The organism is Micromonospora sp. NPDC000121, assembly GCF_042899165.1.
Classification (GTDB): domain Bacteria; phylum Actinomycetota; class Actinomycetes; order Mycobacteriales; family Micromonosporaceae; genus Micromonospora.
The window spans coordinates 760,312-783,044 of the sequence record NZ_JBIAZP010000002.1 but is presented as its reverse complement, the minus strand read 5'-3'; the positions used below and the strand labels follow the sequence as shown (position 1 = coordinate 783,044).

Annotated in this window: 23 protein-coding genes; 8 read left to right on the top strand and 15 right to left on the bottom strand. The window is 74.6% G+C overall.

What is annotated here, in order from left to right; translation table 11 throughout:
• Positions 1–22: 22 nt before the first annotated feature.
• The 8 genes from ACFY23_RS10195 to ACFY23_RS10160 all read right to left on the bottom strand — a co-directional run bounded on the left by ACFY23_RS10195 (position 23) and on the right by ACFY23_RS10160 (position 9,308).
• The gene (locus tag ACFY23_RS10195) at positions 23–625 is read right to left on the bottom strand and encodes an ATP/GTP-binding protein (RefSeq protein ID WP_350686949.1); all 603 of its coding nucleotides are present in this window, start codon (positions 623–625) and stop codon (positions 23–25) included.
• Positions 606–992: a DUF742 domain-containing protein gene (locus ACFY23_RS10190; RefSeq protein WP_350686947.1), complete on the bottom strand. Its 387-nt coding sequence runs from the start codon at positions 990–992 to the stop codon at positions 606–608. Before ACFY23_RS10190 ends, ACFY23_RS10195 begins: the two co-directional genes overlap by 20 nt.
• Positions 993–997: 5 nt before the next feature.
• Positions 998–1,417 (bottom strand): roadblock/LC7 domain-containing protein, encoded by a 420-nt coding sequence (locus ACFY23_RS10185; RefSeq protein WP_350686945.1) that lies wholly within the window; start codon positions 1,415–1,417, stop codon positions 998–1,000.
• 92 nt (positions 1,418–1,509) lie between these two features.
• A complete protein-coding gene (locus ACFY23_RS10180) occupies positions 1,510–4,095 on the bottom strand; it encodes a nitrate- and nitrite sensing domain-containing protein (RefSeq protein ID WP_350819015.1) in 2,586 nt (861 codons plus the stop codon).
• A gap of 194 nt (positions 4,096–4,289) precedes the next feature.
• Positions 4,290–5,879 carry a prenyltransferase/squalene oxidase repeat-containing protein gene (locus tag ACFY23_RS10175; protein ID WP_350686678.1) on the bottom strand — a complete coding sequence of 530 codons (1,590 nt, stop codon included), beginning with the start codon at positions 5,877–5,879 and terminating at the stop codon, positions 4,290–4,292.
• On the bottom strand, positions 5,876–6,715 hold the full coding sequence (locus tag ACFY23_RS10170; protein ID WP_350686683.1) for a terpene synthase family protein: 840 nt from the start codon (positions 6,713–6,715) through the stop codon (positions 5,876–5,878). The genes ACFY23_RS10175 and ACFY23_RS10170 overlap by 4 nt, the downstream gene beginning before the upstream one ends.
• 107 nt (positions 6,716–6,822) lie before the next feature.
• The gene (locus ACFY23_RS10165; RefSeq protein ID WP_350686681.1) at positions 6,823–8,163 is read right to left on the bottom strand and encodes a cytochrome P450; all 1,341 of its coding nucleotides are present in this window, start codon (positions 8,161–8,163) and stop codon (positions 6,823–6,825) included.
• Positions 8,164–8,393: 230 nt separating this feature from the next.
• Entirely contained in the window at positions 8,394–9,308 is a 915-nt protein-coding gene (locus tag ACFY23_RS10160; protein WP_350819016.1) for a GNAT family N-acetyltransferase, read from the bottom strand.
• Between the two features lie 91 nt (positions 9,309–9,399).
• Between ACFY23_RS10160 and ACFY23_RS10155 the strand changes: the two genes are divergently transcribed.
• Positions 9,400–9,648 carry a DUF2630 family protein gene (locus ACFY23_RS10155; RefSeq protein WP_350687300.1) on the top strand — a complete coding sequence of 83 codons (249 nt, stop codon included), beginning with the start codon at positions 9,400–9,402 and terminating at the stop codon, positions 9,646–9,648.
• 43 nt (positions 9,649–9,691) lie between these two features.
• On the opposite strand, the gene ACFY23_RS10150 is transcribed toward ACFY23_RS10155, so the two are convergent.
• The 3 genes from ACFY23_RS10150 to ACFY23_RS10140 all read right to left on the bottom strand — a co-directional run bounded on the left by ACFY23_RS10150 (position 9,692) and on the right by ACFY23_RS10140 (position 12,492).
• Entirely contained in the window at positions 9,692–10,627 is a 936-nt protein-coding gene (locus ACFY23_RS10150) for an RIO1 family regulatory kinase/ATPase (protein WP_350687298.1), read from the bottom strand.
• Between the two features lie 289 nt (positions 10,628–10,916).
• Entirely contained in the window at positions 10,917–11,561 is a 645-nt protein-coding gene (locus ACFY23_RS10145; RefSeq protein WP_350687296.1) for an HAD family hydrolase, read from the bottom strand.
• A 61-nt stretch (positions 11,562–11,622) separates the two neighbouring features.
• Complete coding sequence (locus ACFY23_RS10140; protein ID WP_350819018.1) at positions 11,623–12,492, bottom strand: carbon-nitrogen hydrolase family protein; 870 nt, start codon at positions 12,490–12,492, stop codon at positions 11,623–11,625.
• Positions 12,493–12,597: 105 nt separating this feature from the next.
• On the opposite strand from ACFY23_RS10140, the gene ACFY23_RS10135 reads away from it, so the two are divergent.
• The 6 genes from ACFY23_RS10135 to mug all read left to right on the top strand — a co-directional run bounded on the left by ACFY23_RS10135 (position 12,598) and on the right by mug (position 16,925).
• Positions 12,598–13,170, top strand: a complete 573-nt coding sequence (locus ACFY23_RS10135; protein ID WP_350685345.1) for a helix-turn-helix domain-containing protein — start codon at positions 12,598–12,600, stop codon at positions 13,168–13,170.
• Between the two features lie 194 nt (positions 13,171–13,364).
• Positions 13,365–14,270: a TIGR04222 domain-containing membrane protein gene (locus tag ACFY23_RS10130; RefSeq protein WP_350685347.1), complete on the top strand. Its 906-nt coding sequence runs from the start codon at positions 13,365–13,367 to the stop codon at positions 14,268–14,270.
• Positions 14,267–15,085: a DUF692 domain-containing protein gene (locus tag ACFY23_RS10125; RefSeq protein WP_350685348.1), complete on the top strand. Its 819-nt coding sequence runs from the start codon at positions 14,267–14,269 to the stop codon at positions 15,083–15,085. Before ACFY23_RS10130 ends, ACFY23_RS10125 begins: the two co-directional genes overlap by 4 nt.
• On the top strand, positions 15,082–15,528 hold the full coding sequence (locus ACFY23_RS10120) for a hypothetical protein (protein WP_350685349.1): 447 nt from the start codon (positions 15,082–15,084) through the stop codon (positions 15,526–15,528). The genes ACFY23_RS10125 and ACFY23_RS10120 overlap by 4 nt, the downstream gene beginning before the upstream one ends.
• 54 nt (positions 15,529–15,582) lie before the next feature.
• On the top strand, positions 15,583–16,350 hold the full coding sequence (locus tag ACFY23_RS10115; RefSeq protein ID WP_350685351.1) for an SDR family oxidoreductase: 768 nt from the start codon (positions 15,583–15,585) through the stop codon (positions 16,348–16,350).
• Positions 16,350–16,925, top strand: a complete 576-nt coding sequence (mug, locus tag ACFY23_RS10110; RefSeq protein ID WP_350685352.1) for a G/U mismatch-specific DNA glycosylase — start codon at positions 16,350–16,352, stop codon at positions 16,923–16,925. Before ACFY23_RS10115 ends, mug begins: the two co-directional genes overlap by 1 nt.
• Before the next feature lie 4 nt (positions 16,926–16,929).
• Here mug and ACFY23_RS10105 read toward each other — a convergent pair whose 3' ends face one another.
• The 3 genes from ACFY23_RS10105 to ACFY23_RS10095 form a co-directional block, all read right to left on the bottom strand.
• Positions 16,930–18,906 (bottom strand): ABC transporter ATP-binding protein, encoded by a 1,977-nt coding sequence (locus tag ACFY23_RS10105; protein WP_350685363.1) that lies wholly within the window; start codon positions 18,904–18,906, stop codon positions 16,930–16,932.
• Positions 18,907–19,018: 112 nt separating this feature from the next.
• Positions 19,019–19,786 (bottom strand): enoyl-CoA hydratase/isomerase family protein, encoded by a 768-nt coding sequence (locus tag ACFY23_RS10100; RefSeq protein WP_350685353.1) that lies wholly within the window; start codon positions 19,784–19,786, stop codon positions 19,019–19,021.
• Between the two features lie 46 nt (positions 19,787–19,832).
• Positions 19,833–20,060: a helix-turn-helix domain-containing protein gene (locus ACFY23_RS10095; protein WP_007462679.1), complete on the bottom strand. Its 228-nt coding sequence runs from the start codon at positions 20,058–20,060 to the stop codon at positions 19,833–19,835.
• A gap of 206 nt (positions 20,061–20,266) precedes the next feature.
• Between ACFY23_RS10095 and ACFY23_RS10090 the strand changes: the two genes are divergently transcribed.
• Positions 20,267–20,866: a cadmium resistance transporter gene (locus ACFY23_RS10090; protein ID WP_350685355.1), complete on the top strand. Its 600-nt coding sequence runs from the start codon at positions 20,267–20,269 to the stop codon at positions 20,864–20,866.
• A 21-nt stretch (positions 20,867–20,887) separates the two neighbouring features.
• On the opposite strand, the gene ACFY23_RS10085 is transcribed toward ACFY23_RS10090, so the two are convergent.
• Positions 20,888–22,492: an ABC-F family ATP-binding cassette domain-containing protein gene (locus ACFY23_RS10085; RefSeq protein ID WP_350685356.1), complete on the bottom strand. Its 1,605-nt coding sequence runs from the start codon at positions 22,490–22,492 to the stop codon at positions 20,888–20,890.
• Positions 22,493–22,733 lie beyond the last annotated feature (241 nt).

Sequence of the window (22,733 nt, the reverse complement as noted above, 5' to 3'; positions counted from 1 at the left end):
GCGCGCCGACCCCGCGATGCGGTCACTCGGCCCGGCGGCGGGCGTCCCGGGTCTTCATGGCGTGCTCCAGCAGCGTGATGAGCACCTCCTTGCTCGACTCGCGCTTCCGGGCGTCGCAGAGCAGCACCGGCACCCCGGGGTCGAGGTTCAGCGCCGACTGCACCTCGTCCAGGCGGTACTGCCGGGCGCCCTCGAAGCAGTTCACCGCCACCACGAACGGCGTGCCGCGCCCCTCGAAGTAGTCGATGGAGGGGAAGCAGTCCGCCAGCCGCCGGGTGTCCGCGAGCACCACCGCGCCGATCGCGCCGAGCGCCAGCTCGTCCCAGACGAACCAGAAGCGGTCCTGTCCGGGGGTGCCGAAGAGGTAGAGCACCAGGTCGTCGCTGATGGTGATGCGACCGAAGTCCATCGCCACCGTGGTGGTCGTCTTGCTCTCCACCCCGGAGAGGTCGTCGATGCCGACCCCGGTCTCGGTCAGCACCTCCTCCGTGCGCAGCGGGCGCGTCTCGCTGACCGCGCCGACCATGGTGGTCTTGCCCACCCCGAAACCACCCGCGACAAGGATCTTGATCGCGGTGGGCAGTGGCGGCGCTCCCGCCGGCCGCTCAGAGTGCCCGTAGTCCATTGATTACCGCCTCGAAAACGCTGTTGTCGGGAAGGCCGGCCGTGGTGCGCGGCTCGCGCACCTGCACCAGGCTGCGGGCCACCAGGTCGCCGAGCAGGACCCGGATGGTGCCCACCGGCAGGTCCATGTGGGCGGCGATCTCGGCGACGGACTGGATCCGCTGGCAGAGCCCGACGATCGCCAGGTGCTCCGGACCCAGTCCGACCTCCGGGGTCACGTCCGCGCGGGTCGCCGTCACCAGCGAGATCAGGTCGAACGTGCCGGTGACCGGCCGGGCCCGGCCACGGGTCACCGCGTAGGGGCGCACCACCGGGCCGGCGTGGTCGTCGACCCACTGGTGCTCGGCGGACTCCCCCTGCACCGTCATCGCGGTTACTTCTCGTCGGCCGGTTGCTCGGTCCGCGACGGCGACGCGACGTACTTGCCGACACGGGTAACCAGCATCGCCATCTCGTAGGCGATCAGGCCGACGTCGGCGTCCTCGCTGGCGAGGACGGCCAGGCAGGCGTTGCGTCCGGCCGCCGTGACGAACAGGAACGACGACTGCATCTCGATGATGGTCTGCTGCACCTGCCCGCCGCCGAAGCGCTTGCCCGCGCCCCGGGCCAGGCTCTGGATGCCGGCCGCCATCGCGGCCAGGTGCTCTCCGTCGTCCCGGCTGAGCCCTCGCGAGGCGGCCATCAACAGGCCGTCCGTCGAGAGCGCGACCGCGTGGTCGGCCTGCTTCACCCGGCCGACCAGATCATCCAGCAACCACGTCAGGTCGGCACTCGAAGCCGTCTTCTGCGCCACTCGTCGTCCTCTTCTCCCCCGGCTGTTGTCGCCGTGCTCGTGTGGGCTGACCGCCACGCCGCGGGGTCACCCCGCAGTGCGGGCGGCGCCGGTCAGGTCGCCTGCTGATCGCCGACGTCGGGTCCCTCGCCGGCCCCGGCTTCCTCGCCTGTCTCGGGCCGGCCGCCGCCGGCCCCGCCGAGCAGCCGGGCGGCGTCCGTACGGCCGCGCCGGGTGCCGCTCTGGTAGGAACTCATCATCCGGCGCACCTGCTCCGGCGGGCGTACCGTGTCCTCGTCGTCGTCCCCGGCGGCGGGCTCGTCGCGCAGTTCCGGCGCGAGGCTGGCCTGCCGGACCCGGACCGGCAGCCCGGACTCGGTACGCACCTGCTCGGGGCAGGGCACCCGCGCGGGGCCGGCGGCCGCCGTGCTCCCGGCGCGCGCCTCCGCCGCTTCGGCCGTCGAGACGGTCTCGGCGGGGGTGGCGGCCTCCGCCGGCGCCGGCGTCTGCGGGGCGGCCACGGCCGGCCGGGCGGCGGTCACCGGCAGGCCGGTCGGGAAGGTCGGGCCGTCCAGGGCCGACAGCATCGACGCGCCCCGGGCCCGGGTGGGCAGCCGCTCCTCCGTCGGGGCGGTGGTCGACAGGCTCCGGCCACGCGCCCGGGTGGGCAGGGTGTCCCCGGCGGAGTGTCCGGCGGCGGCCCCGGCGTCGGGGGCCGGCCGCGGCCGCGGCGGGGCCGACGGCTCGGCAACCGCCGCCGGCACCGTGGCGGGCTGCTCGGTGGCGGGAGCGGACACGCCCGTCACCGGCGCGGCGGCCGGCGCCCCGGCCGGGAAGCCGCCGGAGGCGCTCGGGTCGGCGTCGTCGGCGGTGACCAGATCGGCCGGGATCAGCACGACCGCGGTGGTGCCGCCGTACGCCGACTCCTTGAGCTGCACGCGCACGCCGTGCCGCTCGGTCAGCCGGCTCACCACGTAGAGCCCCAGGCGGGAGGCGTTGGCCAGGTTCAGCTCGGACTGGTCGACGATCCGGTGGTTCGCGGCGGCCAGGTCCTCCTCGCTCATGCCCAGACCGCGGTCCTCGATCTCGATGGCGAAGCCGTTGGCCACCATCTGCCCGCGCACCTCGACCGTGGTGTGCGGCGGGGAGAACGACAGCCCGTTCTCGATCAGCTCGGCGAGCAGGTGGATGACGTCACCGACCGCCCGCCCGGTCAGCGAGACCGGGCCGAGGGGCAGCACGTTGACCCGGGTGTAGTCCTCGACCTCGGCGACCGCGCCCCGGACCACGTCGACCATCGGCACGTTGCGCCGCCACGCCCGGCCCGGGGTGGAGCCGGAGAGCAGGATCAGGTTCTCCGCGTTACGCCGCATCCGGGTGGCCAGGTGGTCGACCCGGAACAGGTCCTCCAGCTCCTCGGCGTCGTGCTCGCGACGCTCCATCGCGTCGAGCAGGGTGAGCTGGCGGTGCACCAGCGCCTGGGTGCGCCGGGCCAGGCTGAGGAAGACGTCCCGGACGTTGCGGCGCAGCTCGGCCTGCTCGACGGCGGTGCGGATGGCGGTCTCCTGCACGGCGTTGAACGCCTTGCCCACCTGGCCGATCTCGTCGTCGCCGAACTCCAGCGGGGGCGCCTCCTTGGCGACGTCGACCTCCTCGCCGTGGCCGAGCCGCTCGACCACGCCGGGCAGCCGCTCGTTGGCGAGCCCGAACGCCGCCTCACGCAGCCGCTCCAGCTGCCGCACCAGGGCCCGGGCGGTGGTGACCGACATGACGATGGAGGCGATGACGGCGAGCAGGCCCAGGCCGGCGGCCAGCACCAGCCGGAGGATGACGCCGGCGGCGATCGGCGTGGACCGGTCCACGAGCGCGTCACCGGCCTCGATGATGAACCGCTGCTGCTCCTCGGCCACGACGTCCGCCGCCGCGCGCCACTGGGCCGCCGTGACAGTCGGCGGACCCGACGTCCGTCCCGCGAGGACCACCCGGTCCTCCAGGGCGCGGAACGACGTGTACGCCTCGCCGCCGAGCAGCGCCTCGTACCGTGCCCGGTCGGCGTCGGCCAGGTCGGCCCGGGTCTGGCTGTCGAGGAAGCGCTGGGCGCCGACGGTGCGGGCGAAGGCGGCGGACTCCTCCGGAGTCATCCGGCCGGCGGCGAGCGCCCCGGTGACCAGCGCGTCCTCCTGGGACATGAGTTCCCGGACCCGGACGATCTGGATCAGCGCCCCGGTCTCCTTCGCGAACTGCTCGTCGTCCAGGTTGCCCAACGACCCGTACACCTGCAGCGTCGAGTCGATGAGCCTGGTGTACGCCTCGGCGGCGGCCGCCCGGTCCACCTGGCGGGTGCGGATCGACTCGCGCACGCTGCCCAACTGGTCCAACTCGGCGACGACCGCGTCGATCTGCCGCCTGGTGTCGTCGCTCGCCGCCAGGTCGACGCGCCAGCCGCGGACGGACTCCCGGAAGTCGTCAGCGACGGCCTGGGTCCGCTGCCACTGTGCCTCGAGCTGGGTCCGCTCGGCCTCGCCCGCCCCGCCGAGGAACGCCGAGGAGGCCCGGCGCTCCGCCTGCAACTCCAGCACGAGCGGCTCACTCGGCTGGGCGACCCGGCTGTCGAGCGTCTGCACCCAGATGAGGTTGACGCCCTCCCGCAGCGTCACCCAGGCGGCGAAAGCCCACAGCGCAACGAGCGAGGCCAACATAGCCACGACTTTCCGGCGCAGATTCGAGCTGCGGGATTCCATGTGAAACCATCCCTGGCGGGGAGCCTGATTCGTCCGATCGGCGGTAGCGCATGTCGCTTCGACCGACCCGGCGCACGGTAGCAGTGTCACGACGATCGCTCAAGCGTTGCTGATCATGACGCTGCGCAGTGTACCGTGGCCCACTGCGACGGTCAGCATCCTATATGGACGTCCGGCCGTGCCAGGTGTCGCGCCGCCAGCACGGCGGCCCGCACGATCAGCACCGGATGGTAGAGATCCTTGTCGTGCCACAGTGGAGCGGCGTGCCCGGTGACGTCGTCGTGGTCGTCGAGGAAGGCCAGCGCACGCCGCACGGCGGCGCCGACACCCGGCCGCGGCGGCCGGCCGGTGCCGAGCAGCACCTGCACCGCGTACGCGGTCTCTTCCGGGGTGCCGTCCCACAGCCCCCACGAGCCGTCGGCCCGCTGGGTGTCCCGCACCCAGTCGACCGCCCGGTCGAGCGCCGCGGCGGCGGCCCCGGGCGCGTACCCGGCCAGGGCGGCGGCGACCGCCGACGTGGCGTAGTACGGCGAGGCGTGCCAGCGGTCCGTCCACCGGCCGTCGGGGAGCTGGCTGTCGATCAGCCAGCCGGCCACCCGGCGCGCCACGTCGGCGTGCGGTCGCCCCGGTTGGTGGCGGGCGTGCCAGCCCAGCGCCTCCAGCACGTGCGCGTTCGTCGTGACCGACGCGCCGTCCTCGCCCCGCCAGGTGCAGAAGTGCGCCCCGGTGTCGTACGCCAACAGGCTGTCGGGGGCGACCGGGCGGCCGAGGCGGGCCAGCGCGAAGAGGGTGGCGGCGGTGGTGTCGGCGTCCGTCGGGAGCCCCGGCGAGGTCGCCGCTCCGCCCGGGCCGACCACGGCGGCCAGGTCTGCGACCATCGGGCCGGGGACGTCCAGGGCCGCGCCAACCCGGGCGAGGCTGCTGAGCACCCACGCCCGCTCGAACACGGCGATGGGCGTCGTGCACGGGACGGGGCCGCCCCCCGGCCCGACGGCGTTCGTCAGGTAGCCCAGCGCCGCCCGGTCCGCCCCGGGGCGGGAGGGGTCGCCCAGCCAGGCGGCGGTGGCGGCGGGCGAGGCGCCCACGGCGCCCAGGATCGGCCGGACGGGCAGGTTCACCCGCGTCCGCTCGTCCAGCACCTCGAAGGCGTGCAGGAGCTTCTCCGGCACAGGCCGGCCGGCGGCGAGCAGCCGGCCGACCGCCTCGGACCGGTGCCGCGTCATGCCGTGCGGCATCGGCAGCGGCGACGCGTGCGCCCACCGCGACGGCTCGGCGCCGCCGGTCGGGCGCAGCAGCGCGTCGATCCGGTCGAGCAGGGCGGGCACGATCAGGTCCACGCCCGGCATGTCCGGCACCGGCTCGTCGGCGGCCAGCAGCCGCCGCAGCGCCCCGACGCCGCGGTCCAGCACGGACGGCGGCAGGTGCTCCGCCTCGCCCCGCTCGGCGCGCCCCACGCCGGGCAGGGACCTCAGCAGCGCCTCCACCGCGCTCAGGGTCGGCACCAGGCCGTACGCGCCGGGCGCCCCCCACGCGCCGTCGGCCCGCTGGGCGGCCACCAGGTAGCGCAGGCGCCCGGCGTGCCCCGGCAGCCAGGGCGCGTCGCTGACCAGCCGCGCCGTCTCGTACACCGAGGGCGAGACCGTGCCGGCGGGGTTGGCGGCCATCGCCGCGACGAGCGCCTGGCCGGCGGCGGCGAGCCCCGGCCCGCCGACCCCCGCCACGGCGACCGGGGCCGCCGTCACGACATGCCCCAGAAGTCGGCCAGCCGGTAGAAGCCGCTGCTGAAGCCGACCTGCCGGGCCAGGTAGTCCGCCTGCCTGGGGCAGGTCGACCGGAGCGGGGCGAGCATCCGCCGGCAGTTGTCCACCAGGGCGGCGAGCCGCTGCTCCACCTCGGCGCGGTCGTCGACCAGCAGGAGGGCGTTGAGGTCGCCCCAGCGCAGGTCCCGCTCGTACGTGCCGAGGTCGTTGGCGAGGCGCAGGGCGCGCTGCACCTCGTCGCTGACCACGACCAGGTCTTCGAGCCGGGCGAGCGTGGCCTCGTCCCCGGTGTGGATCCAGTGCGCGACGTTGACGATCGTGCAGGCGAGGTTGTCGGCGTTGGCGAGGTACGCGTCGAGGCTCGGCAGGGCCGCCCGGTCGCCAGAGCGCCAGGCTGCCCTCCACTCCCACTCCCGGGCCATCGCCCCCACCGTCGAGCCCAGGCGGTCCCGCCACAGCGGACGGTGCGCGGCGAAGGCCGGTGTCGTCGCGAGTTCGTCCTGGAGCGCGGCCAGGTAGGCACCGAGGTGGTCGTCGGCGACGGGCGGCTCGCCGGCGGCCACCGAGACGCAGCGGCCGACGAGCCGGTCGACCTCGTCCCGGGACTGCGCCCGGTGGTCGATCAGCCAGTCGAGGGCGAAGCCCCACAGCACGGTCCGGTTGGCGACCCGCAGCTGCTGCGGCGTGCACCACGGGGCACCGAACGCGATGGCCAGCGAGATGTTGGCGAACAGCATGGCGTCGAACGGCTCGGCGGGGAACAGCTCGGGGTGCGCGGCAGCCAACGCCTGGAGGTCGCGTTGCCCGCGGACGGCCATGCCGCAGATCCGCCCCTGTTCCCGCGCGTCGCGCAGCTCGTCCCGCCCGCCGCCTGCCGGCTCCGGTCCGGTCCGGGTGCCGTCGTGCGCGGTCGTCAGCGCGGGGCTCATGCCGGCCTCTGCTCGCGAACCGGGGTCAGCGCCATGACCACCGGCCTGCCGGGACGCAGGGCCGCCGCCAGCTGCTTGGGCGGCATCCCGGGCTCGCGCAGCCGGAAGCGGTAGCGGCTGAGGATCGTGGCCACCACGAGCGGAGCCTCCAGGTTGAACAGGTGATTGCCGAGGCACTGGTGCGGGCCACCGCCGAACGGGAAGTACGCGTACCGGTGGCTGCGGCGCGGCTGGTCGGCGCGGAACCGGTCGGGGTCGAAGGTGTCCGGGCGGTCCCAGTACCGGGCCAGCCGCTGGGTGATGTAGGAGCTGACGACGACGATGCTGCCGGCGGGGATGCGGGTGCCGCCGACGACGTCGTCCGCCGACGCCGCGCGCGGCAGCAGCCAGCCCGCGGGATACATCCGCAGCAGCTCGTCCACGACCGACCGGGTGTACGTGAGGGCGGCCAGCTGCTCCCGGCTGATCACCCGGTCGGTGCCCACCACCTCGTCCAGCTCCGCGTAGAGCCGTTCGGCGATCGCGGGGTGGGCGTCCAGGATCGGCCACAGCCAGGTCAGCACGGCGTAGGTGGTCTCGGTCGCGGTGGCGAACGAGGCCACCACGTCGTCGCGGACCCGCCGTTCGTCGAGCGGGCGGCCGTCGGCGTCCCGCGCGCGGGTCAGGGCGGCGAGCAGGTCGTCGCTGTCCCGCGGGTGGGCGAGCTCGGCCCGCACCAGCGGCAGCATGATGTCGTCGACGACACCGGTCGCGCGGCGCAGGGCGCGGTCCCCCGGCACCGGCACGGCGTCGGGCACGAAGGGCAGGAGCAGCCGTGCCCCCAGCGCGGTCACGATGGTGTCCTGGGCGGCGACGATCCGCAGCTGGTCGGCGAGGCTGACCCGGTCGGCGAAGAAGACGCTGCTGATCGCCTGGCAGATGATCCGGCCCAGCTCCGCGCCGGCGTCCAGCCACCGGCCGGTGCGGGCCGGCTCCTCGAGCCCGTCCACCGCCTCGCTGACCGCGCGGCTCATGGTGTCCACGAGGGAGTCGATGCGCTTGGCCGTGAAGTGCGGCTGCATCCGCCCGCGACTGGCCTGCCACTCGGGGCCGTCGGACATGATGCCCTCGCCGGTGAACCGCCGCACCGGCCGCCAGAGCATGCTCCGCCCGCCGCGGGTGTAGTTGGCCGCGTTGTCCCGCAGGATGTGCTGCACGTGGGCCGGCTCGGTCACCAGGTACGGGCGGATGGTCCCGACGTTGAGCCGGATGACCTCGCCCTCCGCGGCGTCCGCCAGCGCGACGAGTTCGCCCAGCGGGTCGCGCAGCAGGCCCGGCAGCATCTTCCACAGTGGCACGGTCCGCGCCGCCCGCCCGTGCGGCCCGGCAGAATTCTGGTCAGCCATGACACCCCTGCACCCGCGACTCCTCCCGCTCACCGTCACGCTCCGTGGTGACAGACCGTCCGCCGGACGGCTGCCTTGCGTCACAATTCGGAGAGCATGCCATCACCCGTTCGGACCCGCCAGAGCCGTACGAGAATTTTGCTCATGGGAATGCTGATCCAGAAAGGAATTCGTGTCGGGTGTCACTCCTGGAGCGTGCGCAGGTAACGCCACTCGGCGGCCACCGGGCGGTAGCCGAACCACTCGTTCACGGCGCGCATGGCGTCGTTGCCGGCGTCGTTGACGGTGAACGCCCGCCGGTAGCCGGCCGACCGGGCCGACCGCATGGACACGTGCTTGACCAGCCGGGCCAGGCCCCGGCCCCGCCATTCGGCGCGGGTACCGGTCATGCCCGACAGGTAACGCTCGCCGCCGTCGGTCAGCGCGACGCTGAACGCCACCACCACCCCGTCCACCATGGCCACCCTGGTGAGATCCCGGTCCAGGTCCGGCCGGTCCCAGTACGCGGCCCGCCAGTCGGCGTAGCTGATCTCGTCCATCCCCACGTCGCCCGGCTCGTCGGCGGCGGCGGCCAGGTCCGCCTCGTAGAGCGGGCGCGGATCGGGCAGGTCGGCGGCCGTGGTCAGCCGCACCCCGGGCGGCGGCGCGGGCGGCGCCGGCAAGGTCGCCGCCAGGTCCAGGCAGAGGATCAGGTTGCGCCGACCGGGCCGGTAGCCACGCCGCTCGGCGAAGGAGACGGCCGCGGGCTCGTCGGCCACCCGCGCGTACGCCCGGCGCACGCCGAGCCCGGCGAGCCGCTCCTCGGCGGCGGCGAGCAGCGCCGACCCGACGCCCCGCCCCCGCCGCTCGGGGTGCACGACCAGGTTGACGAAGCCGAGCCCCGGTTCGGCGCTCTCGTGCAGCAGCCCCGTGCGGGCGACGCCGGCGATGCCGCCGTCCGCCTCGGCGACCAGCATCCCGAAGCGCTCCGCCGGCTTGCCGGTCGCCTGCCAGGCGAGCAGTTCGGGGGTGACGACGAGGTGGGGCCGGGCGGCGCGGAGCAGGCCGACCACCGGCGCCGCGTCGCGCGGCACTGCCGCTCGGACGGAGAGGATCATGGATGGGCAACCTACCGCACCGGCCGGCGCCGCGGGGGCGAGCGGCGGTGGAATCCGGGCGCGCCCGCACGGCCTGTGCCAGGCTCAGTGCATGGACGACGAGACCATCCTGAACCGGATCTCCGAGCTGGTCGACGAGGAGCACCGGCTGCGCGCCGACGCGCAGGCCAACGAGTCGGGCACCGACGACGACGCCCGCAACCGGCTGCGCGAGCTGGAGGAGTCCCTCGACCAGTGCTGGGACCTGCTGCGCCGGCGGCGGGCCGCCCGGCAGGCCCACGGCGACCCGGACGCCCAGGGGATGCGCCCCAAGCCCGAGGTCGAGCGCTACCTGCAGTGACCCGCGCCCCGGGCGGCCGGCGCCGGCCGCCCGGGGCATCCGGTCAGCGGATTCCCGCCTCCCCCAGCAGCAGCGCGGTCAGCGCCGCCGGGTCGGCATCCTCCGTCGGCAGCCCCCGGGCCGCGAACCAGGTCGCCACCACCCGGACGTCGCGGGCCAGGAACTCCGGCCCCTGCGGGTTGGCCACCACGTCGACCACCTGCGGCAGGTCGATCAGCACCAGCCGTCCCGCGTGCACCAGCAGGTTGTACGGCGACAGGTCGCCGTGCGCGAGGCCGGCGCGGGCGAGCACCACCAGGGCGTCGACCATCTGCTCCCACAGGTCGCGCAGCTCACCGGCCTCGGGCCGCAGCTGGGCCAGCCGGGGCGCGGCCGTCCCCTCGGCCGGGTCCCCGAGGAACTCCAGCATCAGCTCCGTGCCGCGCAGTTGCACCGGGTAGGGGACGGAGATCGTGCCGTACCGGGCGCCGATCTCCCAGAGCCGGGCCAGCGCGGCGAACTCGGCCGCCGCCCACTGCCCGGCGATCATCTGCCGGCCGAACGCGGTCCGCCCGGCCATCGCCCGGTTCTCCCGGGAACGGCGGACCCGGCGCCCCTCCAGATAGCCGGCGTCGCGGTGGAAGAGCCGGTGCTGGGCGTCCCGGTAGCGCTTGACGGCCAGCAGGCAGGACCGATCGGTGCCGGGCACGGCCCGGCGCACCAGGTGGACGTCCGCCTCCTTGCCGGTCTTGAGCACACCGAGCTCGGTGTCCTTCGCGGCCAGCTCGGTGACCAGCCAGTCCGGGTGGGGCTGCGGGCCGTGCACGGCGTCGTCCCAGGAGGACCAGCGCTCCCCCGTGTCGGGGTCCGGCTCGGCGTCGGGGTCGGCGGGGGCGGGCTCGGCGGCCCGGCCACGCTTCAGGAAGAGCGGTTCGTCGTCGTCGAAGCGGCGCTTGCCGCGGTTACGGCGCTCGCGCGCCGGAAAGTCGTGATCGCGCACTGCAGTGGTGATCCCTTACTCGAGGCTGATGGAGGCAGGTGGATGCGACCTGCGAAGACGGCCATGACCGACCCCCTCTCCTCGACCGGGCGCACGCCCGGGTGCACGATGCGCCGACCATGCTCACGGCCCGGCCTCGCCCGGTCAACCGAATTACCCGAGCCGCCCCGACCGCGCCGAGTCGCCCCCGATATCCGCGCCCAGGGAACGGCCGGGGACGGCACGGCCGGCCGCTCAGCCGCCGCGATGTCCCGGCCGGCCGCTCAGCCGCGATGTTTCGGCCGGCCGCTCAGCCGGCGAGGACCACCGCGACGGCGGCGATCAGGCCGTCCACGGTGCGGGTCGGCGCGAACCGGCTGTCGGCCCAGGTGCGTCCCCGGTGCAGCCAGACGCTGGGCAGGCCGACAGCGGCAGCGCCGCCGATGTCCGCCTCCGGGCCGTCGCCGACCACCCAGGCGCCGCGCAGGGGCAGCCGTACGCGCCGGGCGGCCAACGCGAAGAACCTGGGGTTGGGCTTGCTGACCCCCGCCTCCTCCGAGATCACCCAGTCGGCGACGAACCGGTCCAGCCCCGTACGCCGGATCTTGGCCTCCTCCTGCCGTACCGCGCCGTTGCTGACCACCACGGGCGTCCAGCCAGCGTCGTCGGCGATCCGCAGCGCGCAGGCGACCAGCGGATCGAGCCGGGTGTTGGCGACGACGCCGTCGTGCAACTCCTCGACCAGGTCGATGGACGGGGTCCGCAGCCCGTACCGGTCCCGGACCGCGTCGGCGACGTCCCACCGGTCGGTCAGCCCGTCGGCATCGATGGAGAGCAGCCAGTCGATGTCGGTGGGCGGTGCGCCGACACCGTCCAGGAAACGTTCCGCCCAGGCGCGGAAGGGGCCGGCCCGGTCGAGCAGCGTGTCGTCCAGGTCCAGCAGGAGCAGCGGCACTCGGGCACCCTACGGGACTCCCGCGCCCCGCCGACAGGCCCGAACGGCGGTGCGACCTCCGTCAGGCCGACAGCGACGAACGGTCGCGCCCCTGGTCGGGAAGGCGGTCGAGCAGCATGGAGTGGGCCGCGCGGGTGGCCGCGAGGGCCTCCGGTGCCAGCGCGACGACCAGCACGGCTTCGCCGGTGTCCGCACCCCGCGCCAGCGGCCGGCCCTCCGGGTCGTAGACCGCGGCCCCCCCGTTGAACCGCCACGGCTCCGCGCCGTCGACGGCGTTGGCGAACACCACGTACATCGTGTTGTCCAACGCGCGGGCGGCGTAGTAGAGGTCGCGACGGTGCTCGGAGCCGGCCAGGTAGCCGCTCGGGCACAGGTAGCCGTGCGCCCCGTCGGCCGCGGCGGCCCGGCCGTGCTCGGGGAAGCAGCCGTCGTAGCAGATGCCGATCCCGAACCGCCAGTCATCGACGAGCAGGGTGGCGCCCCGGTCGCCGGGGCTGAACAGCTCGCGTTCGCCGCTCCAGAGCTGCTGCTTGTCGTATCCGACGCGGACCACGCCGGCCCGGTCGACCACCAGGGCGGAGATGGTCCGCCGCCCGTCCGGTTGCCGGACCGCCGCGCCGACCACCACGGCGGCGCCGCCGTCGCGGGCGGCCTCGCGCAGCGGGTCCAGCCGAGGGTCGTCGACGCTCGCCGTGGCGTCGGCCGCGACGTCGGTGCCGGCCGGGTCGGCCGCGAGCGTCGGCAGGTGGTACGCGGGCAGGAAGAGCTCGGGCAGCACGGTCACCCGGGCGCCCCGCTCCGTCGCCCGGCGCACCAGCCGGGCGGCGCTCGCCGCGTTGCCGGCCACGTCGCCGGGGACGGGCTCGGCCTGCACGGCAGCGACGGTCAGCGGGGCGGCGGGGACCGCGACGGCGGCGGGGAGTGGCGTCACGCGCCGATCCTAACGGGCACGCAGGGGCCCGATGATCAATCACCCGACGCAACCAAGCCGTACGTACGGTTTGCGTGACGGGGGGTGACCTGACACGATCGACCCGTGCCCAGAGTAAGTCAGGACCAGCTCGACGCGCGCCGACAGGAGATCCTCGCCGCCGCGCGGGCGTGTTTCGCGCGGCACGGCTACGAGGGCGCCACCGTGCGTCGACTCGAGGAAGCCACCCGGCTGTCCCGAGGCGCGATCTTCCACCACTTCCGCGACAAGGACTCGCTCTTCCTCGCGGTCGCCGAGGACGACGCCGCCGCCATGGTGGAGACGGTGGCCCGCAACGGCCTGGTCCAGGTGATGCGCGACCTGCTGGCCGGCGCGGTCTCCCCCGACACCACCGGCTGGCTCGGCAGCCAGTTGGAGGTCTCCCGGCGGCTGCGGACCGACCCGGCGTTCGCCAAGCGGTGGGCGGAACGATCGGCGGCGGTCGCCGAGGCGACCCGCGAGCGGCTGGCTCGCCAGCGGGAGGCGGGCGTGCTCCGCGAGGACGTGCCGATCGACGTGCTGGCCCAGTTCCTCGAACTGGCCTACGACGGCCTGGTGCTGCACCTGGCGATGGGGCGCCCCGCCGGCGACCTGGGCCCGGTGCTGGACCTGGTCGAGGAGGCGGTCCGCCGCCGCTGACCGACGCCCCCGGGCACGGCGCTGGCGCGGGGCGCTTCCCGGGGCGTCCGACGCCCGCGCGTCGCCTCTTCGCGGCGTCCGGAGCCCCCGCCTGTTTCCGTATCGGTCCGGTAACTGGCCCCCCGCTGTCGGTCCGGCGTGGCGGGACTGCTCCACAATGAGGCCGCGATCCCCTCGCTCGACAGGAGCAGCACATGACTGTTCTCGCCGCACCGGGTGACACCTGGGGCATCTCCGGGCCCGTCTTCCTCCGCGTCTACCTCCTCGCCGCCGTCGTGGTCGTCGTCGGTGCCGTCGTCCACCGCGTCCGCGTCCTCGCCGGACCGGCGGCCGGCGACGTCGGGCAGCTCGGCCCACAACAGATCGCCTACCTCAACGGTGGGGAGCAACTGGCGATCTGGGCCGCCCTCGGCGGGCTGCGGGGCAGCGGAGAGATCGGCGTACGGCCGGACCGGCGGCTGACCACCAACGGCCCCCTGCCGGCCGGGACCACGCCGCTGGACCAGGCGATCCACCTCGCCGCCCGCCGGCACGCCACCACCCGCGAGCTGCGCCGCGACGATTGGGTACGCCGGGCGCTCGACCAGCTCCGGGCCGGCCTGGAGCAGCGCGGGCTCGCGCTCACGCAGGCGCGCCGGACGGCGCTGCGCCAGTGGGCGTTCCTGCTCATCCTCCTGCTGGCGGTCGGCATCTTCCGGATCTTCGCGGGCCTGTCGAACGACCGTCCGGTGGGTTGGCTCGTGCTGAGCCAGATCCCGCTGATCGTGGCGGCCGTCCTGCTGCACCGGGTGCCCTGGCGGACCCGCGCCGCCACCCGGGCGCTGCGCGGCCTGCGGCAGCAGCACACCTACCTCGCGCCCGCGTCCGCCCCCGCCTACGCCACGTACGGCGCGGCGGGCGCCGCGATGGGGGTCGCGCTGTTCGGCACCGCGTCGCTGTGGGCGATGGACCCCAGCTTCGCCGAGCAGGCCGAGATCCAGCGGCAGGCGGCCAGCGGCGGCGGGGGCGGGGGCAGCTCCTCCGGCTGCGGCGGCGGCAGCTCCTGCGGCGGCGGCGGGGGCGGGGGCGGGGGCGGCTGCGGCGGCGGGTGCGGGGGATGACCGGCCCGCGCGGGGTCGGCATCGGCTGGCGGCCGGAGATCGCCGGTTTCGTCGCCGACCTGCCCGGGCTGCGCTTCGTCGAGGTGGTCGCGGAGGGCGTCACCGCGACCGGGCCGCTGCCCGCCGGGCTCGCCGCGCTGCGCGAACGCGGCGTCACCGTCGTGCCGCACGGCGTGCGGCTCTCCCTCGGCGGCGCGGAGCCGGTCGACCCCGCCCGGGTCGCCCACCTGGCCGCGGTGGCGGAACTGGTCGAGGCGCCGCTGGTCAGCGAGCACATCGCGTTCGTCCGGGCCGGCGGCGTCGAGGCCGGCCACCTGCTGCCGCTGCCCCGCAGCCGGGAGGCGGTCGACGCGGTCTGCGCCAACGTCTCCCGCGCGCAGGCCGAGCTGCCGGTGCCGATCGCGCTGGAGCCCATCGCCGCCCTGTTCGACTGGCCCGACGACGAGCTGGACGAGGCCGACTTCCTGACCGAGATCCTGGACCGCACCGGCGCGTTGCTGCTGCTGGACGTCGCCAACGTGTACGCCAACGCCCGCAACCGGGGCGCGGACCCGGTCGCGCTGCTCGACCGGCTGCCGCTGGACCGGATCTCCTACCTGCACGTGGCGGGCGGCGCCGACCATGGCGGCTTCTACCACGACACCCACACCGACCCGGTCCCCCCGGCGGTGCTCGACCTGCTGCGCGAGCTGTGCGCCCGGCACCAGCCGCCGGCGCTGCTGCTGGAGCGCGACGGGCACTACCCGCCCGCGGCCACGCTCCGCGCCGAGCTGGACGCCCTCGCCGCCGCCTCCGGATTCCCGGCCGTGACGTGAGCGGCGACCTGGCCGCCCGGCAGGCGGAACTGGTGGCGGCGCTGGTGGCCGGCGGCCCGCCCCCGCCCGGCTTCGACCCGGCCGCGCTCGCCGCCGCCCGGGCCGCGCTGCTGCGCAAGCGGGCCGGGGACGTGGCCCGGCACTGGCCGCTGCTCGCCGCCGGCCTCGGCACGGACTGGCCAGCGACCTTCGCCCGGTGGGCGGCGGGGCGGCCGACCGCGGGTTCCCTGCGCGACGGCTGGGACCTGGCCCGCGACCTGCGCGACCGGGGCTCGCTGCCGCCGCTGGGCGCGGAGGAGCTGGCCGCCCGGGAGGCCACCGACCGCTACGACGGGCACAGGCCGCCGCGGCCCCGCCGCCTGCCGGGGTGGGGCCGCGCCGGTGGCGCCGTCGCGGTCCAGCTCGCCGGTCGGGTACGCCTGCTGCGCCCCGCGCGCCGCTGACCCGGCCACCGCCCCCGGCTGGCGCATCGGCTGGGGTACGGCAGGATCGACGGCATGGATCTCGGACTGACCGATCGGGTGTACGTACTGACCGGCGCCTCCCGCGGCCTGGGCTACGCGACCGCGGAGTGCCTCGTCGCCGACGGCGCCCGCGTGGTGCTCTCCGCCCGGGACGCCGACGCGGTGGCCGCCGCCGCGCAGCGCCTCGGCGGGCCGGAGCGGGCCGTCGGGCTGACCGCCGACCTGGCCGATCCGGAGACACCGGAGCGGCTGGTGGCGGCGGCCCGCGAGCACTTCGGCCGCCTCGACGGGGCGCTGGTCTCGGTGGGCGGGCCGCCGCCGGGCAGCGCCGCGTCGGTCACCGACGAGCAGTGGCGCCGCTCCTTCGAGACGGTCTTCCTGGGCACCGTCCGCACGGTGCGTACGGTCGCCACGGCCCTCGGCGAGGGCGACGGCGGCGCGATCGGACTGGTCCTGTCGACCTCGGCGCGTTCGCCGGTGCCCGGCCTGGGCATCTCCAACGGCCTGCGGCCCGGCCTGGTCGGGATGGCCAAGGACGTCGCCGACGAGTACGGGCCCCGGGGCGTACGGATGGTCGGGCTGCTGCCCGGGCGGATCATGACCGACCGTAACGTCCAGCTGTTCGCCGCCACGGGCGACCCCGAGCGGGCCCGCGCGGAGGCCGAGGCGGGCATCCCGCTGCGCCGCATCGGCGCGCCGGCGGAGTTCGGCCGGGTGGCCGCGTTCGTGCTCTCCCCCGCCGCGAGCTACCTCACCGGGGTCACCGTGCCGGTCGACGGTGGCGCGCTGCGGAGCCTGTAGTGGCCCCGCCCGCTGCCAGGCGTTACCCGCGGCCCACCCGGGAGGAACTCGCCGCCGCGGCGGACCGCACCGTCCCCGACCTCATCGCGCCCGGGCTGGACGTGCTCTTCGTCGGCATCAACCCGGGCCTGTGGTCGGCCGCGACCGGGTGGCACTTCGCACGGCCCGGCAACCGGTTCTGGCCGGCGCTGCACCGGGGCGGGTTCACGCCCCGGCCGCTGCACCCCAGCGAGCAGGACGAGCTGCCCGGCCTCGGGCTGGGCATCACCAACATGGTCGCGCGGGCCAGCGCCCGGGCCGACGAGCTGACCGCCGCCGAGCTGGTGGAGGGGGCGGAGATCCTCACCGGCAAGGTCGAGCGGTACCGCCCCCGGTGGGTCGCCGTGGTCGGGGTGACCGCGTACCGGATCGGGTTCGCCCGGCCGAAGGCGGCGTTCGGCCCGCAGCCGGAGCCGCTCGCCGGCGCCCGGCTCTGGGTGCTGCCCAACCCCAGCGGCCTGAACGCGCACTTCACCCCCGAGACCCTCGGCGCCGCGTTCGGCGAGCTGCGGGCGGCGGTCGTCGCCACCCGGTGAGGCGTCAGTTGGCCGCGGCCGGCGGCAACGCCTCGTCGGCGAGGTAGGACCGCAGCGGCAGGCTCACCGGCTCGGGGCCGGTCGCGTCCGCGTACGGGGTGGGCGAGTCGGCGACCGCGAACTGGGTGCGGTAGAGCTCGGCGTAGAGGCCACCCACGGCGACCAGCTCCTCGTGCCGGCCCCGCTCGACGATCCGACCGTCGTCGAGGACCAGGATCTGGTCGGCATCGCGGACGGTGGAGAGCCGGTGCGCGATCACCAGCGCCGTACGCCCGGTCAGCGCCACCGACAGCGCCCGCTGCACCGCCGCCTCGCTCTCCGAGTCGAGGTGCGCGGTCGCCTCGTCGAGGATCACGATCGACGGGGCCTTGAGCAGCAGCCGGGCGATGGCGATGCGCTGCTTCTCGCCGCCCGAGAACCGGTAGCCGCGCTCGCCGACGGTGGTGTCCAGCCCGTCCGGCAGGGACCGCACCAGGTCGGCGACCTGCGCGCCGGCCAGGGCCGCCCAGATCTCGTCGTCGGTGGCGTCCGGCTTGGCGTAGCGGAGGTTCTCGGCGATGGTCTCGTGGAACAGGTGCGAGTCCTGGGTGACCACGCCGATCTCGTCGCGCAGCGAGTCGAAGGTGGCGTCGCGGACGTCGACCCCGCCGACCAGCACCTGCCCGTCGGTGACGTCGTAGACCCGGGAGATCAGCATGGACAACGTCGACTTGCCGGCGCCGGAGGGCCCGACCAACGCCACCATCTGCCCCGGCTCGACGGCGAACGAGACGCCCTTGAGCACCGGCTCGTTGACCGTACGGTCCAGCGCGGCGACCTCCTCCAGCGAGGCCAGCGAGATCTCGGCGGCGCTGGGGTAGCGGAACCGCACGTCGCGGAACTCGACCCGGCCGCTGCCCCGGGGCACCGCGACCGCGTCGGGCCTCTCCTCGATGGCGGGCTTCAGGTCGAGCACCTCGAAGACGCGGTCGAAGGAGACCAGCGCGCTCATCACGTCCACCCGGACGTTGGACAGCGCGGTCAGCGGGCCGTAGAGGCGGGTGAGCAGCAGCGCGAGGGTGACCACGGTGCCGGCGCTGACGTTGCCGGTGACCGCCAGCCACCCGCCGAGGCCGTAGGTGAGCGCCTGGGCCAGCGAGGCGACCAGCAGCATCGCGACGAAGAACGTCCGCGAGTACATCGCGGACTGGATGCCGATGTCGCGGACCCGCTCGGCCCGCCCGGCGAACCGGCGCGCCTCCACCTCGGGCCGGCCGAAGAGCTTCACCAGCAGCGCCCCCGAGACGCCGAAGCGCTCGGTCATCGTCGCGTTCATCTTCGCGTCGAGGTTGTAGGACTCCCGGGTGATCTCGGCGAGTCGCCTGCCGACCCGGCGGGCCGGGATGATGAAGACCGGCAGCAGCACCAGCGACAGCGCCGTGATCTGCCAGGAGAGGGTGAACATCACGGCGGCGGTGAGCACCAGTTGGATGACGTTGCTGACCACGCCGGACAGCGTCGACGTGAACGCCCGCTGGGCGCCGAGCACGTCGTTGTTGAGCCGGCTGACCAGCGCGCCGGTCTGGGTGCGGGTGAAGAACTGCAGCGGCATCCGCTGGACGTGGTCGTAGACCCGGGTGCGCAGGTCGAGGATGATGCCCTCGCCGATGCGGGCCGAATACCACCGCTGGGCCAGGGAGAGCAGGGCGTCGGCCACGGCGAGCGCGGCGATGACCAGGGCCAGCCGGACCACCAGGCCGCCGGCCCCCGAGCCGCCCCGGTTGATCGCGTCGATCACGTCGCCGGCGAGCACCGGGGTGGCGACCCCGATGATCGCGGCCAGCACCACGGTCACCAGGAAGACGACGATGTCGCGGCGGTAGGGCCGTGCGAAGGCAACGATCCGGCGGGCCACGCCCCGCTTGAGCCGGTGCGTGGAGATCTCGTCGCGGCTGCGCATCGACCGGAGCATGCTCCAACCGGCCATGCCGCCACCGGACATCGGGTTGGACACGTTCACCTCCGGGTCGTCGGGTCGACCGCACCGTCAGGTCAATTCTCCCGACGACTCTGACAACCTCGGCCGTAACCCGGATCTTCCCGAACGGTCCTTACTATTCTCCCCGTCCGGCGAGATCGCGCAGCCGCCGTGTCTGCGCCTCGCGCTCGGCCCGCTGCTGCTCCGCGGCCGACCGGCCGGCGGCGCCCGCCAGCAGCGCCTTGATCTCCACCACCGCGTCCCGGTTGTTGGCCAGCAGGCCCGCGGTCAGGTCGCGCACCGCGTCGTCGAGGTCGGCGTTCGGCACGACCAGGGTGGCCAGGCCGACCCGGTCCGCCTCGGCGGCGTCCATGCGCCGGCCGGTGGCGCAGATCTCCAGCGCGCGGGAGTAGCCGACGAGGTCGACCAGGCGCTTGGTGCCGGCGAGATCCGGCACCAGGCCGAGCGTCACCTCGGCCATGGAGAATTTCGCGTCCTCGGCGAGCACCCGCAGGTCGCAGGCGAGCGCCAGTTGGAAGCCGGCGCCGATCGCGTGGCCCTGCACGGCGGCGACGGAGACGATGTCGGGCCGGTGCAGCCAGGTGAAGCCGCCCTGCAACTCCGCGATCCGGTCGGCGCACTCCTGCTCGGGCAGGGTGGCGAGCTCCGCGAACGAGCCCGGCCCGGAGGCGCCGGCCACCGTCAGGTCGAGGCCGGCGGAGAACGCCCGCCCCTCGCCGCGGACGACCACGACGCGTACGTCGCCGGGCAGGTCGCGCGCGAAGTCGCTCATCGCGCGCCACATCGCCGGCGTCTGGGCGTTGAGCACGTCGGGCCGACACAACGTGACCGTCGCGACCGGCCCGTCACATTCCAGCCGAACCCCGGTCGCCTCGGCGGTCACCGGGCGACCCGGGGCGCGGCGCTGGTGGACGACGCTAAGGGGCGGGTCACGCCTTCTTGCGGCGCCGGGCGCCGCCGCGCTGCCGCAGCTGCACCCCGGACTCGGTGAGCACCCGGTGGATGAACCCGTAGGAACGGCCGGTCGAGGCCGCGAGCGCGCGGATGCTCTCACCCGAGGTGTACCGCTTTACCAGGTCCTTGGCGAGCGTCTGACGCTCGGCTCCGACGATCCGGCGACCCTTCTCAGTGCTGGTGGCTGTGCCAGTGGCTGCCATGCTGTGTCCTCACGTCCCAGACTGTGCGGTTCGGATACGGTCCCACCTATTAGACCGCCTCGAACGATCATGCGCCAGATATCAACTCTTCGCCAACCGACACGCTATGCGTTGTCATCTTCCCGATACAGTGATACTCCCGGCCCGGCCGGGGTCGACGAGCCGCGCCCGCGCGGCAGCGACCGACGCTCCGTACCCTGCCTGACGTGACGGACCTCCTCGGCACGGCCGCCGGCGCGACGGCGGTGTTCGCCGCCACCGACATCGACGACATCGTCGTCCTGACGGTGTTCTTCGTCGCCGCCCGCAGCACCGGCCGGCCCCACACCTGGCAGATCGTCGCCGGGCAGTACCTGGGCATCGGCGCGCTGGCCCTGGCCAGCGTGGTGGTCGCGGCCGGGCTGCTGGTGGTGCCCGACCCGTGGACCGGGCTGCTCGGCCTGCTGCCGATCGCCCTCGGTGTGCGCGCGCTGGTCGACCGGGACGCCGACGAGGCACCGGCGGTGGTGGGCTCCGCCCTGGGGGTGGCCGGGGTGACGATCGCCAACGGCGCCGACAACATCGCCGTCTACGTGCCGGTGTTCCGCGCTCTCGGCCCGGCCGACAGCGCGGTCTACCTGCTGGTCTTCGTGGTGCTCGTCGCGCTGTGGTGCGCGGCGGGAGCCTGGCTGGGCGGCCATCCCCGGGTGGTGCGGGCGGTCGGCCGCGCCGGCCATTGGCTCGTCCCGGCCGTGTTCGTCGCCATCGGCGTGGTCATCCTGGCCACCTCGGGCGTGCCGGCCCACCTGCTCGACCTGATGCGCTGACCGGGCCGGACACGCCGACGGTCAGGCCAGCTCGACGAGTTCGAGCAGGTCGTCGCTCCAGGCGTCCTCGTCGCCGTCGGGCAGCAGGATGGCGCGGTCCGGCTTGAGCGCCATGACCGCGCCCGGGTCGTGGGTGACCAGCACGATCGCGCCCGGGTAGCGGGCGATGGCGTCGAGCACCTGCTCCCGGCTGACCGGGTCGAGGTTGTTCGTCGGCTCGTCGAGCAGCAGCACGTTCGCCCCGGAGCAGACCAGGGTGGCCAGGGCCAGCCGGGTCTTCTCGCCGCCGGAGAGCACCCCGGCCGGCTTGTCCACGTCCTCGCCGGAGAACAGGAACGCTCCGAGGATCTTGCGCAGCTCGGTGTCGGTCTGCTCGATGGCGGCGCTACGCATGTGCTCCAGCACCGTGCGGTCCACGTCGAGCGTCTCGTGCTCCTGCGCGTAGTAGCCCAGCCGCAGTCCGTGGCCGGCGTGCACCTCGCCCGTGTCCGGCTTCAGCAGGCCGCCGAGCATCCGCAGCAGGGTTGTCTTGCCGGCGCCGTTGAGCCCCAGGATGGCCACCCGGGAACCCCGGTCCACCGCCACGTTGACGTCGGTGAAGATCTCCAGCGAGCCGTACGACTTGGACAGGCCGGTCGCGGTGAGCGGGGTCTTGCCACACGGGGCCGGGCTCGGGAAGCGCACCTTCGCCACCTTGTCGGCGACGCGTACCTCCTCCAGGCCGGCGATCAGCTTCTCGGCCCGCCGGGCCATGTTCTGCGCGGCGACGGTCTTGGTGGCCTTGGCCCGCATCTTGTCAGCCTGCGCCATCAGCGCGCCGGCCTTCTTCTCGGCGTTGGCCCGCTCCCGGCGGCGGCGCCGCTCGTCGGTCTCGCGGGCCTCCAGGTACGCCTTCCAGCCGAGGTTGTAGACGTCGACCACCGAGCGGGTGGCGTCGAGGAACCAGACCTTGTTGACCACCGACTCCAGCAGCGAGCCGTCGTGGGAGATCACGATCAGGCCGCCCTTGTGGTTGGCGAGGAAGCCGCGCAGCCAGGTGATCGAGTCGGCGTCGAGGTGGTTGGTCGGCTCGTCGAGCAGCAGGATGCCGCCGCCGTTCTCGCCGGCGTCCCGGAACAGGATCCGGGCCAGCTCGATGCGGCGGCGCTGGCCGCCGGAGAGGGTGCCGATGGTCTGGGCGAGCGCCCGGTCCGGCAGCCCGAGGTTGGCGCAGATCCGGGCGGCCTCGGCCTCGGCGGCGTACCCGCCGAGGGAGGCGAACTGGTCCTCCAGCGCGCCGTAGCGGCGGACCAGCCGGTCGTCGGCGCCGTCGGCGAGCTTGGCCTCGATCTCCTTCATCTGGGCCATCAGCACGTCCAGCCCCCGCGCGGAGAGCACCCGGTCGCGGCCGGTGACCTCCAGGTCGCCGGTCCGCGGGTCCTGCGGGAGGTAGCCGATGTTGCTGCGCCGCTCGATCTGCCCGGCGTAGGGCTGCCCCTCGCCGGCGAGCACCTTGAGCGTGGTGGTCTTGCCGGCGCCGTTGCGGCCGACCAGGCCGATCCGGTCACCGGGCTGCACCCGCAGCGTGGTGTCGGACAGCAGGATCCGGGCGCCGGCGCGAAGCTCCAGGCCGGTGGCAGTGATCATGTCGGGGGACTCGCTCTCGGGGTCTGGAAGGGCTGACTCAGGGCACGCGAAAGCGCCGGCGAGCACGAGGCCCGTCGGCGCGGGGCGGTTCAGCCTTCGCAGAGCAGCACGTGGCAAGTGTACCGGGCGCCGTCCGACCGCCCCTGCGGATTACCGACCAAGATCATCGGGTACCGAAAATGCCGTCCGGACCCGGTCCGGTACCGCAACCACCAAGACGGATCAAAACGGTGATCGGGGT

Bases quoted from the DNA above. Each gene is read 5' to 3' on its own strand.
- ACFY23_RS10195 (WP_350686949.1), bottom strand. From the start codon at position 625: ATGGACTACGGGCACTCTGAGCGGCCGGCGGGAGCGCCGCCACTGCCC.
- ACFY23_RS10190 (WP_350686947.1), bottom strand. From the start codon at position 992: ATGACGGTGCAGGGGGAGTCCGCCGAGCACCAGTGGGTCGACGACCAC.
- ACFY23_RS10180 (WP_350819015.1), bottom strand. From the start codon at position 4,095: ATGTTGGCCTCGCTCGTTGCGCTGTGGGCTTTCGCCGCCTGGGTGACG.
- ACFY23_RS10170 (WP_350686683.1), bottom strand. From the start codon at position 6,715: ATGGCCGTCCGCGGGCAACGCGACCTCCAGGCGTTGGCTGCCGCGCAC.
- ACFY23_RS10160 (WP_350819016.1), bottom strand. From the start codon at position 9,308: ATGATCCTCTCCGTCCGAGCGGCAGTGCCGCGCGACGCGGCGCCGGTG.
- ACFY23_RS10155 (WP_350687300.1), top strand. From the start codon at position 9,400: ATGGACGACGAGACCATCCTGAACCGGATCTCCGAGCTGGTCGACGAG.
- ACFY23_RS10130 (WP_350685347.1), top strand. From the start codon at position 13,365: ATGACTGTTCTCGCCGCACCGGGTGACACCTGGGGCATCTCCGGGCCC.
- ACFY23_RS10125 (WP_350685348.1), top strand. From the start codon at position 14,267: ATGACCGGCCCGCGCGGGGTCGGCATCGGCTGGCGGCCGGAGATCGCC.
- ACFY23_RS10115 (WP_350685351.1), top strand. From the start codon at position 15,583: ATGGATCTCGGACTGACCGATCGGGTGTACGTACTGACCGGCGCCTCC.
- ACFY23_RS10105 (WP_350685363.1), bottom strand. From the start codon at position 18,906: ATGTCCGGTGGCGGCATGGCCGGTTGGAGCATGCTCCGGTCGATGCGC.
- ACFY23_RS10095 (WP_007462679.1), bottom strand. From the start codon at position 20,060: ATGGCAGCCACTGGCACAGCCACCAGCACTGAGAAGGGTCGCCGGATC.
- ACFY23_RS10085 (WP_350685356.1), bottom strand. From the start codon at position 22,492: ATGATCACTGCCACCGGCCTGGAGCTTCGCGCCGGCGCCCGGATCCTG.